Origin of the sequence: Arachnia rubra, from assembly GCF_019973735.1 — a bacterium.
Lineage (GTDB): Bacteria > Actinomycetota > Actinomycetes > Propionibacteriales > Propionibacteriaceae > Arachnia > Arachnia rubra.
Genome location: NZ_AP024463.1, coordinates 1,577,206 through 1,592,332 on the forward strand (window position 1 = coordinate 1,577,206; position 15,127 = coordinate 1,592,332).

Annotated in this window: 12 protein-coding genes; 9 read left to right on the top strand and 3 right to left on the bottom strand. The window is 64.5% G+C overall.

Translation table 11 applies throughout. The annotated features are described in order from the left end of the window. The first annotated feature begins 27 nt into the window (after positions 1-27). From SK1NUM_RS07140 to SK1NUM_RS07150, 3 genes are read left to right on the top strand one after another with little or no spacing between them, the layout of a single operon-like run. Complete coding sequence (locus SK1NUM_RS07140) at positions 28-2,310, top strand: RelA/SpoT family protein (RefSeq protein WP_212327174.1); 2,283 nt, start codon at positions 28-30, stop codon at positions 2,308-2,310. A gap of 43 nt (positions 2,311-2,353) precedes the next feature. Next, a complete protein-coding gene (locus tag SK1NUM_RS07145) occupies positions 2,354-2,887 on the top strand; it encodes an RNA polymerase sigma factor (protein ID WP_212327175.1) in 534 nt (177 codons plus the stop codon). Beyond that, entirely contained in the window at positions 2,884-3,981 is a 1,098-nt protein-coding gene (locus tag SK1NUM_RS07150; protein WP_212327177.1) for a hypothetical protein, read from the top strand. Before SK1NUM_RS07145 ends, SK1NUM_RS07150 begins: the two co-directional genes overlap by 4 nt. Before the next feature lie 68 nt (positions 3,982-4,049). Here SK1NUM_RS07150 and SK1NUM_RS07155 read toward each other — a convergent pair whose 3' ends face one another. Beyond that, positions 4,050-5,297, bottom strand: a complete 1,248-nt coding sequence (locus SK1NUM_RS07155; protein WP_212327179.1) for a DUF349 domain-containing protein — start codon at positions 5,295-5,297, stop codon at positions 4,050-4,052. A 205-nt stretch (positions 5,298-5,502) separates the two neighbouring features. On the opposite strand from SK1NUM_RS07155, the gene SK1NUM_RS07160 reads away from it, so the two are divergent. The 6 genes from SK1NUM_RS07160 to aspS all read left to right on the top strand — a co-directional run bounded on the left by SK1NUM_RS07160 (position 5,503) and on the right by aspS (position 12,937). Continuing rightward, entirely contained in the window at positions 5,503-6,177 is a 675-nt protein-coding gene (locus tag SK1NUM_RS07160; protein ID WP_212327187.1) for an MBL fold metallo-hydrolase, read from the top strand. A gap of 3 nt (positions 6,178-6,180) precedes the next feature. Beyond that, a complete protein-coding gene (gene hisS, locus SK1NUM_RS07165) occupies positions 6,181-7,515 on the top strand; it encodes a histidine--tRNA ligase (protein ID WP_212327189.1) in 1,335 nt (444 codons plus the stop codon). A gap of 88 nt (positions 7,516-7,603) precedes the next feature. Continuing rightward, a complete protein-coding gene (gene efeU, locus SK1NUM_RS07170) occupies positions 7,604-8,530 on the top strand; it encodes an iron uptake transporter permease EfeU (RefSeq protein ID WP_212327197.1) in 927 nt (308 codons plus the stop codon). After that, positions 8,508-9,794 (top strand): iron uptake system protein EfeO, encoded by a 1,287-nt coding sequence (gene efeO / locus SK1NUM_RS07175; protein ID WP_212327199.1) that lies wholly within the window; start codon positions 8,508-8,510, stop codon positions 9,792-9,794. Before efeU ends, efeO begins: the two co-directional genes overlap by 23 nt. After that, positions 9,794-11,095 (top strand): iron uptake transporter deferrochelatase/peroxidase subunit, encoded by a 1,302-nt coding sequence (gene efeB, locus SK1NUM_RS07180; RefSeq protein ID WP_212327201.1) that lies wholly within the window; start codon positions 9,794-9,796, stop codon positions 11,093-11,095. Before efeO ends, efeB begins: the two co-directional genes overlap by 1 nt. Before the next feature lie 57 nt (positions 11,096-11,152). Beyond that, a complete protein-coding gene (gene aspS / locus SK1NUM_RS07185) occupies positions 11,153-12,937 on the top strand; it encodes an aspartate--tRNA ligase (protein ID WP_212327203.1) in 1,785 nt (594 codons plus the stop codon). A 64-nt stretch (positions 12,938-13,001) separates the two neighbouring features. Here the strand turns inward: aspS and SK1NUM_RS07190 are convergent, their stop codons facing one another. Further along, on the bottom strand, positions 13,002-13,871 hold the full coding sequence (locus tag SK1NUM_RS07190) for an EamA family transporter (RefSeq protein ID WP_212327205.1): 870 nt from the start codon (positions 13,869-13,871) through the stop codon (positions 13,002-13,004). Continuing rightward, positions 13,868-15,088: a multidrug effflux MFS transporter gene (locus SK1NUM_RS07195; protein WP_212327207.1), complete on the bottom strand. Its 1,221-nt coding sequence runs from the start codon at positions 15,086-15,088 to the stop codon at positions 13,868-13,870. The genes SK1NUM_RS07190 and SK1NUM_RS07195 overlap by 4 nt, the downstream gene beginning before the upstream one ends. Positions 15,089-15,127 lie beyond the last annotated feature (39 nt).

The following is a 15,127-nucleotide window of genomic DNA, read 5'->3' on the forward strand; positions in this document are numbered from 1 at the left end:
CTCACCTGAGCGCATTACACTGCCCACATGGCTGATCAGGTTACGCAACAGGGGGCGTTGCAGCGCCTGACCAGTGGGCCGGAACAGCCGCGGTTGCGGATGCGTCACCGCCTGGCCCGGCTCGGAGCGGTCAGGCCCCGCTCTGCCGTGCTCGACCCGTTGTTCAAGATCGTCAGAGCCAGCCATCCCAAGGCCGATCTCGCGCTCATCGAGCATGCCTACCGTACCGCTGAGAAGCTTCACCGAGGCCAGAAACGTAAATCCGGGGATCCCTACATTACCCATCCGCTGGCAGTCGCGACCATTCTCGCTGAGCTGGGCATGACTGAGCCGGTACTGGTGGCGGCGCTGTTGCACGACACCGTCGAGGACACCGATTACACCCTCGACCAGTTGAGGGACGAGTTCACCGACGAGGTGGCCCGGATGGTCGACGGGGTCACGAAACTCGACAAAGTGACCTACGGGGAGACCGCGAAGGCTGAGACCATCCGGAAGATGATCATGGCCACCTCGGAGGAGGTGCGGGTCCTGGTGATCAAGCTCGCCGACCGCCTCCACAACATGCGCACCATCGGGTTTCTCAGGCCAGACAAGCAGGTCCGGATCGCGACCGAGACCTTGAACATCTTCGCCCCGCTGGCTCACCGGCTGGGAATGAACACGGTCAAATGGGAGCTGGAGGATCTGTCTTTCCAGGCCATCGAACCCAAGGTGTACTCGGAGATCGCGGACTTGGTGGCGCAGCAGGCCCCAGGCAGGGAGCGTTATCTGCGGGATCTGATCGCGCAGATCCGGCAACTGATGGCGGACAACAGGATTAAGGCCACCATCTACGGCCGTCCCAAGCACTTCTATTCGATCTATCAGAAGATGATGGTCCGCGGCCGTGATTTCGCCGACATCTATGACCTCATCGGGTTGCGGGTGCTGGTAGACGATGTGCGTGACTGCTACGGCGCGCTGGGGGTGGCGCACTCCAAATGGAAGCCGATCCCGGGTCGTTTCAAGGACTACATAGCCAACCCCAAGTTCAACATGTACCAGTCGCTTCACACCACGGTGCTTGGCGACCGGGGGGAGCCCGTCGAGCTGCAGATCCGCACCCACGAGATGCACCGGCGCGCCGAATACGGTGTCGCTGCTCACTGGAAATACAAGGAGAGCCTGCGCAACGGTGTGACCCCGGAGGAGGCAGGGCTGCGTGCCATGCACCAGCTTGGGGTGATGAGCAAGGAGACCGAGGATCCCACGGAGTTCCTGGATTCCGTGCTGTTCGAGATCAATTCCGATGAGATCTACGTCTTCACCCCCAAGGGAGAGGTGATCGCCCTTCCGACTGGCGCGACCCCCGTAGATTTCGCCTTCTCCGTGCACACCGAGGTCGGGTACCGGTGTATCGGGGCCCGGGTCAATGGCCGTCTCGTGGCGTTGTCGACGAAACTCGTGCAGGGCGACAAGGTGGAGGTACTCACTTCCAAGTCACCGAACGCCGGGCCGAGTCGCGACTGGCTGGGGTTCGTCGCCACTAGCCGGGCCCGGCAGAAGATCAAGCAGTACTTCTCGCGGGAACGGCGTGATGAGGCCATAGAGGATGGGAAGGAGATGCTGGCCCGGCAGCTCCGGCGGACCGGTTTCCCGATGCAACGGCTTCTCACCCTCGAGAACCTCACCGCCGTGGCCAACGAGTTGCGCCACCCGGATGTCTCCAGCCTCTACATGGCAATCGGGGAAGGGCACGTCGGGCCTCAGTCTGTGGTCACCCACCTGATCGAACTCGTCGGCGGTGAAGACGAGGCCGTCGACGCCATCACCGAGGATGAGGTGGTCCGGAATGAGCGGCAGCGCCCCCGGACAACGGCTGAACCCCGTGTGCTGGTGGACGGGGACCCATCTATGGCCGTCAAACTTGCCCGGTGCTGCCACCCGATCCCCGGAGATGACATCGTGGGTTTCGTCACTAGGACCGACGGGGTCTCGGTGCACAGGAGCGACTGCACGAACCTGCCAGCCCTGCAGGAAACCCCGGAGCGTCTCGTCGATGTGGCCTGGGACACCGCGGGAGGCGGCCAGTTCCCTGTCACGATCCAGGTCGAGGGAATCGACAGAGCTGGACTGCTCGCGGACGTCAGCCGGGTCATCTCGGATCTGCACGTGGACATCCTGGAGGCTGCGCTGACGTCAGGCCGCAACAAGAAGTTCTCGGGGAAGCTGACCTTCGAGTCGCCAGACCCCAGGCACCTGAGCCACGTCTTGAAACAGGTACGCCGGGTTCCCGGTATCTACGATGCCTTCCGGACCAACGCCTGACCATTGGGGTGTCACATCCGCTGCGGTGGAACGTATACGAGATATGAGAGCAGACCCGAAGGCCCGGTTCCAGGCCTTGTACGAGAGCACATCTCGTAACGTCTACGCCTATCTGCGACGGCACTGCGACCAGGACCTGGCTGAGACGGTCACGAGCGAGGTGTATCTGAAGGCATGGCGGCACTTCGACGAGCTTGATGCCGACCCCATCGGCTGGCTGCTTGCAGTGGCACGCACGACCCTGCTGGACCACTACCGCTCCCGCGCCCGGCGCAGCCGCCTCACCGATGACTTCTTCACCGTGACCCGCGGTCGCAGCCAGGCGGGGCCTGAGACCACGGTGCTTGAACGGCAGGCGATGCTAACCGCACTCACCCGGCTCAGTGAGGAAGACCGCGAGGCCCTGCTGCTGGTCGGCTGGGATGGATTGAGTCACAGCTCAGCTGCCAGGGTCCTGGGCTGTTCCAGCCATGCCTTCACGAAACGCCTGTCCCGTGCCTGGCAACGCTTCGAGGAGTCCCTAGATCCCAGGGACGAGATCAGCCGCCGTCCCATCGTCTCCAAGGAATTGTCATGAAAGACCTGCGATCCATCCGTCCGACACCCGCCGATGTTGATGCCGAGTTCACGCCGCCCCGCCGTGCCGCTGTCTTGCACCAGGTCCTGGCCTCAGAGATGGCACCGGTTTCCCACCGCGGATGGTGGCTGGCGGCCGCAGGCGTGGCGGCAGCCGTGACCATCACAGCGGTCCTCGTGGTTTCACCGATGGTGCGCGGTACCAGTGCCCCCATAGCCGATCCTGTCCCGCCCGCTGGCTCCCTGGCGGACTCCGAGCCTGCACCGTCCGCCAGCTCCCCGGCGGCGGAACAGTCCGCCGCATCCCCGACCCCGCAGCCTCCCAAGTCCCTGGTGAAATACGACCTCGGAACGGTGACCTCACCCAAGGTCTTGGAGAAGATCTCCACGGTCACTGGGGATGGCACGACGGCCAAGGGGAAGTATCTGCACACCGTGATCGTCAGCCAGCAGACCAAGGAAGGCACCAGAGTCCTTGACGGCTACACCGATGCGGACGGCTGGCAATGGCGCCATGACACCATGACCGCTGAGAATGGCTCCGGCAACGTGATGGAGAGCTGGAAAATCTTCGGCGGCGACTTCACAAAGGACGATGTCAGCTCCTTGCCAGCCGACCCCGATGCCCTCGATGCCGCGCTGCGGGCAAGGGGCGGTAGCAACTCGACGGACGAGCGGGTTTTCAAGGGAATCGATGAGGCCCTCCACTCGGGCCTGGCCTCGCCGGAGCTGAGGGCCGCGGCCATCAAGGTGCTGCAGAAGATCGCAGAGAACCCGCAGAAACCAGCCCCCGACAAAGAAGGCGTCCTCGCCACACCGAAACTCGAGGTGGCCGAGCTGGCCCTGCCGGATGGCAGCCCCGGGTACCGGGTGATGTTCACGGACCAGGGGAGCCGTCCCGGCGTCACCCAGTCTCTCGTCCTCGACGCGACAGGCCAGCTCCTGGAGACCAGCAGTACCTACGACGGCAGCGACCCGGAATTCCCCGACCCCAAGAACTATGCCAGCCAGGTTCAGGTCCGGGAGTATGTCGACCAGCTGCCGGCCGAGTTCGTCTCCCGGCTCGGCACCGAGCGGGTGGAAAAGGAGGGATAACACCCTGGCCACCAGACGAGGCTGGCCCCTCGCCATCGAATGGTGAGGGGCCAGCCCGGTGCCTGTCCTCAGGCGTCCCGGAACTCCTGGAGGGTCTCCTGCGCCTGGTTCAGCCAGGATGTGTAGGTCTCCAGGGATTTCCTGGCGTCCTTGGCCTTCCGGGCATCGCCCTTAGCCTCAGCGTCCTGGAGGTCCCGGGTGAGTTTATCCACCTGAGACTGGAACAGCGCGACGGTGTCCTCAGCGCGTCTGCGTGCCTCCGGATCGGTGCGGCGCCAGCGTTCAGCCTCCAGCTCACCGACATGGTCGGAGAGTTTCCTGACCCGGGAGTCGAGATCTCGCATGGCTCCCCGCGGCACGTGGCCGATCTCGGAGAACTTGGCGAGGAACTCGCGCAGGGTGGTTTTAGCGAGCTCCACATCCGTGACCCCGTCGAGATCGCGTTCTGCCTGCCCCAGGAGCGCTACCTTCTTGTTCAGGTTCTCAGCCTGCTCCCCATCCAGGGCATGCTGCGCGGCGGAACGGGCATTGAAGAACTGGTCCTGCAGCGCATGGAACTGCGACCACAGGGCCTCGTCATCAGCGCGCCGGGCGGAACCGGCTGCTTTCCAGCGGGTCATCAGCTCGCGGAACGCGCCGGCGGTGGGTCCCCAGTCGGTGGATTCAGCCAGCGGAATGGCTTCCGCGATGATCTGCTCCTTGACACGTTTCGCCTCGTCACGGCGGGCGTTCAGCTCAGCGAAATGTGCCTTGCGCCGACGCGTGTACTGCGTCCGGGCGGAGCTGAAACGGTGCCAGAGCTCGTTGTCAGTGGTGCGGTCGATGCGGGGGAGCGTCTTCCACTCTTCCAAGAGCTCCCGGAACCGGTCAACTCCATGCCGCCAGTCGTTGCCAGCGGCCAGTGTCTCTGCCTCATCCACCATGGTTTGTTTCGCGGCGATGGTGTTGGCGTTCTGCTCAGCGCGAGCGGCTTTGCGGGCCTCGATCTGGGCAGGGAGCAGTTCCTCCAGGGTGTCCAGCCGCGCCGTCAGAGCTGCAAGATCGCCCACGGCATTCGCCTCGGAGACGTTGGTGCGCGCTGTGGCGATGGCCTTCCGGGCCTCTTCGGGGGACATCGCCTGGGTCTCGACACGCGAGACGAGCAACGTCACCTCGGCAGCCAGGTTCTCGTAGCGCCGCGTGTAGAACGCCAGGGCCTCTTCGGGGGTCGAATCGGGGACCTGCCCAACACTTCTCTCTGTGTCACCGATGCGGACGTAGACGGTGCCGTCGGGATCGACGCGACCAAACTCCGCGGGCGCTTGCTGTTCGCTCATGCACACAATCTAGCGGTCAAACCCGTCAGGGGACAGACGGGTGTGAATCATCGCCTGTCCCGGCGTCACAACCGGGTTCCGCAATGACACGGCCATCCTCTGGGATTCCGCGTTCTCTGCATGACCTGGCCTGCGGGATCTCGTTCTCGGCACACCCACCGGCCACCCATGCCAGCACGCCGCCTCGAACCTCTAAGGTAGGCGAGTGCGCATTGAAACCATCCCCGTCTCCCCCTGGACCGCCAACTGCTATCTGATGGCAGCCGATCAGGGCACGGGCTGCCTTGTCGTTGACCCTGGCGTCAAGGGATCTGAAGTGGTCTCTGCCGCCCTGGACCGGCTTGGCTGGATCCCGGAGGCCATCGCGTGCACCCATGGCCATCTCGACCATTCCGGGGACGCAGCGACCCTGGCTGCGGTGTGGGGAACCCCGGTCTACTGCGCGGCCGCTGACCAGGAAATGCTCTCCAAGCCCTCTGCGGGGCTGGGGACGCGCCTGGTGCCGCTCATCAGGCAGCTCATCGGCGAGGACCGCCTGAGCGTACCGGGGGATCTGCGCGACCACGGGCCTTTCCAGATCCCGTGCGGGCTCAGGGTGGAGCCCCACGCCGCTCCTGGGCACACCCCTGGTTCCACGCTCCTCGGCGTGGGCGATGGATCCGACAGCGTGCTCCTGACCGGGGACGTCCTATTCCAGGGAACCATCGGACGGACCGATCTGCCGGGCGGCGACCTGCGACAGATGCGCTCCACCCTGCGCCGGATCATCGAGATCTTCCCGGACAACACTGTGCTCTTGCCCGGGCACGGGGAACCCACCACCATCGGGGCTGAGAAACTCACCAACCCCTACCTGCAATCCGATTTCCTGAAGGACTGAGCCATGGCACGCCCCAAACCAATCTCTGGTTTCCCCGAGTTCCTGCCCGCCGGGCGCCTGGTCGAGAACCAGGTACTCGGTGCCATCACTTCCACCTTCGAGCTTCATGGCTTCGCCCCCATCGAGACCAGGGCAGTTGAGCCTCTCGGGCAGCTGGCCCGCAAAGGAGAGATCGACAAGGAGATATACGTCGTCAGGCGCCTGCATGCTCAAGCCGGGGAGGCCGACGAGCTTGGCCTTCACTTCGATCTGACGGTGCCTTTCGCCCGTTACGTGCTGGAGAACTCCGGACACCTCAACTTTCCGTTCCGCCGCTACCAGGTGCAGAAGGTCTGGCGAGGTGAACGCCCGCAGGAGGGCCGCTACCGCGAGTTCACCCAGGCCGACATCGATATCGTCGGCCAGGATAGGCTGGCAGATCACCACGACGCTGAGATCCCCCTGGTGGCTCTCGACGTCTTCGGCAGGCTGCACCGCGATCTGGGCCTGCCCCCGGTGAGCATCCGGGTCAACAACCGGAAGCTCTCAGAGGGTTTCTACCGGGGACTGGGGATCGATGACACGGCGGCGGTGCTGCAGCGCGTCGACAAATACGACAAGGTCGGTCCTGACGTGGTCGCCGAGCTGCTGACCGAACAGGTGGGGTTGAGCACCGCCCAGGCCCGCTCCTGCGTCGCACTGGCCGGGATCAGCGCCGACGATGAGTCCTTCGCCGACCAGGTGCGCTCCCTCGGCGTCACCCATGAACTGCTCGATGAGGGGCTGGCCGACCTCGCGGCGCTCATCCGCATCGCGCGCGAGGCCGAGCCGGGCCGCGTGGTCGCGGACCTGAAGATCGCCCGCGGCCTCGACTACTACACAGGCACCGTGTACGAGACTCTGCTGCTGGGATCAGAGAAGCTCGGATCAGTGGCCTCGGGCGGCAGGTACGATTCGCTGGCCAGCGACGGAAAGGCGACTTTCCCCGGCGTCGGCTACTCCTTCGGCGTGACCCGGATACTCGCCCCCCTCATCGGGAGGGGAGCGCTGACCGCGACCCGCAGCGTCCCCTCAGCGGTCCTGGTGGCCGTGGACTCGGAGGAGACCCGCCACCGGGCGATATCCGTGGCACGGCGGCTGCGCGAGCGCGGCATCGCCTGCGAGGTGGCACCCAAGGCCGACAGGTTCGGCCGCCAGATCCGGTTTGCCGAGCGGCGAGGGATTCCCTTCGTCTGGTTCGGCGCGGGGGTTGACGACTCGGTGAAGGACATCCGGTCAGGGGAACAGCTGCCTGCGGATCCGGGCAGTTGGCGGCCTGCCGCGCAGGACGCCGTTCCGCGTGTGATCCAAGGTGGTTGAAAACTTCTGGACAGGGGTTGCTTCTGCTCCGAGGCAAAGGTTAGGCTCGCCTTCCGTTTGAAGCGCAGCGCCTAATGCAAGGAATCGGATGTTTCTGGCCTCTTTCCTCATCGGCCTCAGGGAAGGCCTTGAGGCTTCGCTGATCATCGGCATACTGATCGCCTATGTCCGCAAGCAGCAACGCGACGAGGTGGTGGGAAAGATCTGGCTGGGGGTCATCCTCGCCGTGATCATCGCCGCCGGTCTCGGAGCGCTCTTCACCTTCGGACGCTATGGCCTGACCTTCGAGGGCCAGGAGATGATCGGCGGCTTCATGTCACTGCTCGCGGTCGTGATGGTCACCTGGATGGTCTTCTGGATGCTCAAAGCGGGGCGCACCATGAAAGCCGAGCTTGAGTCGAGTGCCGCCGCTGCTCTCGGCGCCGGGTGGGGCATGTTCTGGCTGGCTCTCATCTCCGTGGGACGGGAGGGCATCGAGACCACCCTGATGCTGTGGAGCTCACTGACCAATCCGCTATCGCTGGTGGCCGCCATTGTCGGGATCCTTGCGTCCTGCGTCCTGGGCTACCTCGTCTACCGGGGAATGGTACGGATCAAATTCTCCACCTTCTTCGCCTGGACCGGCCTGTTCCTGGTTATCATGACCGCCGGCATCCTCGCCTACGGCATCCATGACCTCCAGGAGGCCAGAATCCTGCCCGGGCCGTTCTCCGGGGCGCCCATCACACCGACGGACTTCCGCACGGGAGATGTGCTGGTCGGATTCTTCACAGAACGGCCCTACTGGGGTGCGCCGTTCCCGTTCGGCTGGGCATTCGACCTGCAGAAGGTCATCGACCCCGCCAGCACCCTGGGGGCCCTCCTGAAGGGAACGGTGGGATTCACCCCCCTGATGAGCTGGCTTGAAATCGTCGCCTGGGCCATCTACCTGGCGATCGTCCTCCCGATGTTCATCCGTCGGGCTCTTCCACGAAAGGAAACCGGGAAAGATAATGAAGTCTCTGCATCTGCGTAGCCTTGCCGCTCTGGCGGCAGGAGCTCTGCTCCTGGCAGGCTGCACCGAGAACAAACCTGCACAGGAAGGTGCTGCCTCGAGCGGAGCCAGTGGGGCCAGCAACGCCCTGAACGTCACATCGACCAACGACGACTGCCAGGTGTCCGCGGCCTCCGCATCCTCCGGCAACGTCACATTCACCATCAAGAATGATGGTGCCAAGATCACCGAATTCTACCTCCTGGCCTCCGACGGGCTCCGTATCGTCTCAGAGCGTGAGAACATTGCGCCCGGTGCCACGGCGGACCTGACGGTCAGCCTGCAACCGGGTGACTACTTCACTGCCTGCAAACCGGGCATGCGTGGCACCAACGTGGGCAAGACGGCCTTCAAGGTGACGGGCGACCCCGTCGAACTCTCCGGTGACGACCAGGCTCTGTTTGACAAGGCGGTCCAGGACTATGTGGATTTCGTGAAGAACGAGGTCTCCGCACTGGTGCCGAAGACCGACGAGTTCGCGAAGGCCTACATGGCCGGAGATGACGAGAAGGCCAAGCAGATGTTCGCCTCCACCCGGGTGCACTACGAACGGATCGAGCCCATCGCCGAGGCGCTCGGGGTGCTCGACCCGCGGATCGACTACCGCGAGATCAACTATCTCGCCGAAGCCGACCAGTTCAAGGAGGACGACCCGACCTTCACCGAATGGCTGGGATTCCACCGCATTGAGAAAGACCTGTGGGCGCCCGCGGCCGATGCCGTGCAGCCTGACGGCACATCCGCCATGGAGGGCTGGAGCCCCTCAACCCCTGAGGACCGCAAGAGGATCGGTGAGGCCCTGATCGCCGACGTCAACAAACTGCAGGAGACGGTCAGCGACCCCAACTTCATCAAGGATCAGGGAGTGTCGATCTCCACGGTCTCCAATGGTGCATCCGGGTTGCTTGAGGAGATCTCCACCAACAAGGTCACCGGTGAGGAGAACTGGTGGAGCCACTACGACCTGTGGGATTTCCAGGCCAACCTGCAGGGCGCCAAGATCGCCTTCGACCTGGTCGCTCCCATCGCCGAGCGCAAGGGTGAGGAGGGCAAGGCGCTGGTGGCCCAGATCAACACCGAGTTCGGTAAGCTCCAGTCGCTTCTGGACCAGTACGGCTCCCTCGACGCGGGATACGTCCTCTACGACAAGGTCACCTCTGATCAGCAGAAGGAGCTCAGCGACCAGATCAACGCCACGCGTGAACCCCTGTCGAAGCTGACTGCCACGGTCCTCGGGATTCAGTGATGTCAGACGAGCCGGGGGTTGAGCGACCGGTCAGGGGGCTGTCGAGACGGGGCATGCTCGCCTGGGCGGGCACCGCGACCAGCCTCGCCGGCCTAGGCGCGGGAGGATTCTTCGCCTCCCGCGCCGTCGGTCCCCGTAAGGAAAGGTCCTCTGACGGGGCAGGCGAAGGCCTGGAATATCCGTTCTACGGTGAGCACCAGGCGGGAATCATCACCCCTGCCCAGGAGCAGCTTCACTTCGCCGCCTTCGACGTGGGGTCCGACCAGTCCCGGGAGGACCTGATCGAGTTGCTCAGAGACTGGACCTATGCCGCCTCCCGGCTCGTTCAAGGACTGTCTGTCAGTGCGGGCGGGGCCTTCGAGGGAAACCCGCTGGCCCCGCCAGACGACACGGGGGAGGCAGCCGACTTCGGGCCCTGTGGGCTGACGATCACGTTCGGTTTCGGCCGGTCGCTGTTCGTCGACTCCGAGGGCAGGGACCGGTTCGGCATCGCCGACAGAATGCCCAAGGAGTTCACCAAGCTGCCGAAGATGGTCAACGACTTCATCCAGCCCGCCATCTCCGAGGGCGACCTGTGCGTCCAAGCGTGCGCGAATGATCCCCAGGTAGCCGTGCATGCCATCCGCAACCTCACCCGGCTGGCTTTCGGCCGGGCGTCGCTGCGGTGGTCGCAGCTGGGATTCGGCCGGGCGTCGTCGACCTCGAAGGAGCAGCAGACCCCGCGGAATCTGTTCGGCCAGAAGGATGGCACCAACAACCTGAAGGCCGAGGAGCCCGAGAAACTCGCGGAACATGTCTGGATCTCTGAGGGTCCCGAGTGGGCGCACGGTGGCTCCTACCTGATAGCGCGCAAGATCATGATGACCATCGAGGTCTGGGATGGGGTGCGCCTGGAGGAGCAGGACCGCGTGCTCGGACGTGCCAAGGGGTCGGGGGCTCCGCTCTCGGGAGGCGATGAGTTCACCACCCCGGACTTCAAGAAGCTGGGCGACGATGGGAAGCCGCTGATTGACACCCGCTCGCATGTGGCGCGCACCCACCCGGACAACAATGGCGGGATCCACATCCTGAGGCGCGCCTACAACTTCGTGGACGGCAATGACCAGCAGGGGCGGCTTGCGGCCGGGTTGTTCTTCCTGGCGTTCGTGAAGGCCCCGGCCCGGTTCGCGAAAATCCACCGGAACATGTCGCGCGACGACATGTTCGTCGAATATCTGAAAACCCACTCGAGCGGGGTCTATCTGGTGCCTCCCGGGATCAGCGAGGGCGAGTACATCGGGCAGAGGCTGTTCGCCCAGTAAGATTCATCGCTGGTGAGCTGCACCGTCTATGCAGCCAGAACGGAGAGGAAACTTCACATGTTGCGCACACACCATGCGGGTGAGCTGAGAGCCGCAGACGTGGGGGAAGAGGTGGTGCTCACCGGCTGGGTGGCGAAGCGCCGGGACCATGGCGGTGTGGCCTTCATCGATCTGAGGGACGCCTCCGGCATCGCCCAGGTCGTGGTCCGTGATGAGGTGCTGGCTTCCTCTGGCGCGCACGATCTGCGCAATGAGTTCTGCATCAAGGTGGCTGGTGTAGTCGAGCTCCGGCCTGAGGGAAACGCCAACCCTGACTTGCCTACAGGCGAGATCGAGGTGGCGATCTCTGAACTGGAGGTGCTCAACCCCTCCGCTGCGCTGCCCTTCCAGGTCGACGAACGCGTCAGCGTCGGCGAGGAGGCACGCCTGAAGTACCGTTATCTTGACCTGCGGCGACCTGCGCCGGCAGCTGCTCTCCGCCTGCGTTCCAAGGTGAACCAGGCTGCCCGGAAGGTGCTCGGGGAGCGCGATTTCGTCGAGATCGAGACCCCGACCCTGACTCGTTCCACCCCGGAGGGGGCCCGTGACTTCCTGGTACCTGCCCGGCTCAGTCCTGGCTCCTGGTACGCGCTTCCGCAGAGTCCACAACTGTTCAAGCAGCTCCTCATGGCGGCGGGCATGGAACGCTACTACCAGATCGCCCGCTGCTACCGCGACGAGGACTTCCGCGCGGACCGGCAGCCGGAGTTCACCCAGCTCGACATCGAGATGAGCTTCGTCGATCAGGAGGACGTGATCGAACTTGGGGAGGCCATCATCAAGGAGGTGTGGGCGCTCAAAGGGATCGAACTTCACACGCCCTTCCCCCGGCTGACCTTCGCCGAGGCGATGAACCGCTACGGTTCCGATAAACCGGACCTGCGTTTCGACGTGGAGCTGACCGAGCTGACCGAGGTGTTCGCCGCTACCCAGTTCCGGGTGTTCAAAGCCCCCTATGTCGGTGCTGTGGTCATGCCGGGCGGCGCCTCGCAGCCGCGCCGTCAGTTCGATGCCTGGCAGGAGTGGGCGAAGCAGCGTGGTGCCAGGGGCCTGGCGTATGTCACAGTCTCAGACTCCGGGGAGCTGGGTGGGCCCGTCGCCAAGAACCTCTCCGCGATGGAGCTGGCCGCCCTGTCCGAGCGCACCGGTGCGAAGCCGGGGGACTGTATCTTCTTCGCAGCCGGGGAGCGCACCGCCTCTCAGAACCTGCTGGGCGCTGCACGCGCGGAGATCGCCCGCCGCTGCGGCCTGATTGACGAGAATGAGTGGAGCTTCCTGTGGGTGGTTGACGCGCCCCTGTTCAAACCGGCCTCAGAGGCCAAGGCCGAGGGCGATGTCGCTGTCGGTGAGGGTGCCTGGACCGCCGTTCACCATGCCTTCACATCACCCAAGCCAGAGTGGCTTGCTACTTTCGATGAGCATCCGGGGCAGGCGACGGCCTATGCCTACGACATGGTCTGCAACGGCAACGAGCTGGGTGGTGGGTCCATCCGTATCCATCGCCGTGACGTGCAGGAGCGGGTGTTCAAGGTGATGGGGATCACGCAGGAACAGGCGCAGGAGAAGTTCGGATTCCTGTTGGAGGCCTTTGCCTTCGGTGCACCGCCGCACGGCGGTATAGCGTTCGGCTGGGATCGGGTCGTTACCCTGCTCAGCGGCTCCGAGTCGATTCGTGAGGTCATCGCCTTCCCGAAGTCGGGAGGTGGCTATGACCCCTTAACTGCCGCGCCGGCACCGATCACTGCTCAGCAGCGCAAGGAGGCGGGAGTGGACTCGGTCCCGAAGGACAAGCTCCAGGCGTGAATCCTGGGGCTGGGCAGCACCCAGAAACGGCAGTAGAGGAGGCTTCCCAGGGGCCTCTCTACTGTCAGGCCTTGCCTGCTGCTTCCTGCCGCGCTGAGCTGAGGATGGACCCGGCGCTGGCCAGGATGACCAATGCCATGGCGAGTAGCTCCAGGACACCCAGCTGTTCGCCCAGCAGCAGGAAGGCGACGAGTGCCGCCGCCGCCGGCTCAAGGCTCATCAGGATCCCGAAGGTAGCCTGCGACATTCGTTGCAGGGCCCGCATCTCCAAGGTGAATGGGATGGCAGAGCTCAGCAGTCCGAGCACCAGCCCCATGCCCCAGATGCCGGGGTCCAGAGCCCAGGAGTACTCACCGAAAACTATCGTCGTAAAGGCCATGGGCAGCAGCAGGAGGAGGGCGGCTATCCAGAATCCGACCGTCAAGCCGGAGAAACCCTCCCAGCGTGCACCGAGCATGGGTGTGAGCAGAATATAGACACCCCAGCAGGTGCCGGCCAGGAGCGCCAGCAGCACACCGACCGGGTCCAGCGGGGCGGGGCTGAAACCCAGGAGGGCCACGCCCACGCCGGCCAGTACCACCCAGAGCAGGTCGCGCCTGTTCTTGGAAGTGATTGTTGCCACCGCCAACGGTCCCAGGAACTCGAATGTCACCGCCATGCCCACGGGGATGCGCTGGATCGCCAGGTAGAAGATCGCGCTCATGCCTGTGAGCGACAGCCCATAGCCCAAGGCTGAGAGCCAATGCCCGCGGCTGCGGCCACGCAGGCGGGGACGGAAGACGATGCTCAGCAGGATCGCCGCGGACAGGATACGCAGCCAGGCGGCCACGTGGGGCGGCGTTGCGATGAACAGCCCCTTGGCCAGAGATGAACCGATCTGTACTGATGTGCTGGCAGTCAGCACTAGCAGGACAGGGGAGAGAGCCCGTTTCATAGCGCGAACTCTATGTGCTTCGGACGTGCGATTAGCCACAGGCAGAGCGTCGAAGCTGTGGCACAGGCCAGCATCGAGATCGCCATGGGCGCAGCGGAGGCCAGCTCGAACTGGCCGATGACAGGGCCAACCACGGCCGCCAGGGTCATGTTCAGGGCGCCCATCAGGGAGGCGGCGACACCGGAGTCGGTGCGGTGGTTTTGCAACGCCAGCACCTGGCCTGCCGGCATGCACGATCCGAAGGTGAGGGTGTAGGCGAACATGGCTGGGATGAGGGGGATATGACCAACTCGCAAGGCGTCGAGTCCCAGCAGGGCCAGGGATGCGGCGATCATTCCCGCGGTACCTGCTACAAGGACCCATTGCGGCCCGAAGCGGGTGGCCAGGCGGCTTCCGGACTGGACCCCTGCGAAGACCCCCACGGAGCAGATGGCGAACACCAGGCCGAACTCGGTTTCGCGCAGTCCGAAGGTCTCCTGCAGGAGCAGCGACGAGGTGGAGATGTAGGAGAACAGGCCGGCGAAGGCAAAGGAGGAGGTGAGCCAGACACCGACGAACATCCGGTCACCCAGCACACGGCGGTAGGCGGCCAGCAGCGGGGCGAGACCACCTGCGGTGCGCTCGCTGAGTGGGCGGGTCTCGATGATCAGCAGCCAAATCAGCAACAGTAGGACCGTCCCGTATGAGGCGAGCGCCCAGAAGACCCCGCGCCAGTTCATGACCGTCACCATCCAGGAGCCGACCAGCGGGGCGATGATGGGCGCCAGGCCGTTGATGAGTGCCAGCCGGGAGAGCATCACGACCAGTCGTCGCCCTGAGAAGAGGTCCCGGGCCATGGCCATCGATACCACGGCGCCGCCAGCGGCCCCGATGCCCTGTAGCGCGCGCATCACGGTGAGGAAGGTGACGTCGGGTGCGACCGCCACGAGTACCGAAGAGACCACGTGCAGGGTGGCAGCCACGACCAGCGGGATCCGACGTCCCACGCGATCACTCAAGGGGCCGACGACAAGCTGTCCCAGGGCAAAACCGATGGTGGTGGCGGACAGGGTCACCTGCACCTGGGAGTCGGTGATTCCCAGGTCGGATTTGAGGGCCGGGAAGGTGGGCAGGTACAGGTCTATGGTGAAGGGGCCAAGACCGGTCAGCAGGCCGAGCGTGACGATGGTCGCCACTCTTCGGCGCACGCTGAACTGGTCTCCGAGTGGTTGTGGCATGCGAACTCCGCTGAATGCAGGGTGTCAAGAGCAAGCAAA

Bases quoted from the DNA above. Each gene is read 5' to 3' on its own strand.
- efeO (WP_212327199.1), top strand. From the start codon at position 8,508: ATGAAGTCTCTGCATCTGCGTAGCCTTGCCGCTCTGGCGGCAGGAGCT.
- SK1NUM_RS07190 (WP_212327205.1), bottom strand. From the start codon at position 13,871: ATGAAACGGGCTCTCTCCCCTGTCCTGCTAGTGCTGACTGCCAGCACA.
- SK1NUM_RS07145 (WP_212327175.1), top strand. From the start codon at position 2,354: ATGAGAGCAGACCCGAAGGCCCGGTTCCAGGCCTTGTACGAGAGCACA.
- SK1NUM_RS07155 (WP_212327179.1), bottom strand. From the start codon at position 5,297: ATGAGCGAACAGCAAGCGCCCGCGGAGTTTGGTCGCGTCGATCCCGAC.
- SK1NUM_RS07150 (WP_212327177.1), top strand. From the start codon at position 2,884: ATGAAAGACCTGCGATCCATCCGTCCGACACCCGCCGATGTTGATGCC.
- efeB (WP_212327201.1), top strand. From the start codon at position 9,794: ATGTCAGACGAGCCGGGGGTTGAGCGACCGGTCAGGGGGCTGTCGAGA.
- SK1NUM_RS07195 (WP_212327207.1), bottom strand. From the start codon at position 15,088: ATGCCACAACCACTCGGAGACCAGTTCAGCGTGCGCCGAAGAGTGGCG.
- hisS (WP_212327189.1), top strand. From the start codon at position 6,181: ATGGCACGCCCCAAACCAATCTCTGGTTTCCCCGAGTTCCTGCCCGCC.
- aspS (WP_212327203.1), top strand. From the start codon at position 11,153: ATGTTGCGCACACACCATGCGGGTGAGCTGAGAGCCGCAGACGTGGGG.
- SK1NUM_RS07140 (WP_212327174.1), top strand. From the start codon at position 28: ATGGCTGATCAGGTTACGCAACAGGGGGCGTTGCAGCGCCTGACCAGT.
- efeU (WP_212327197.1), top strand. From the start codon at position 7,604: ATGTTTCTGGCCTCTTTCCTCATCGGCCTCAGGGAAGGCCTTGAGGCT.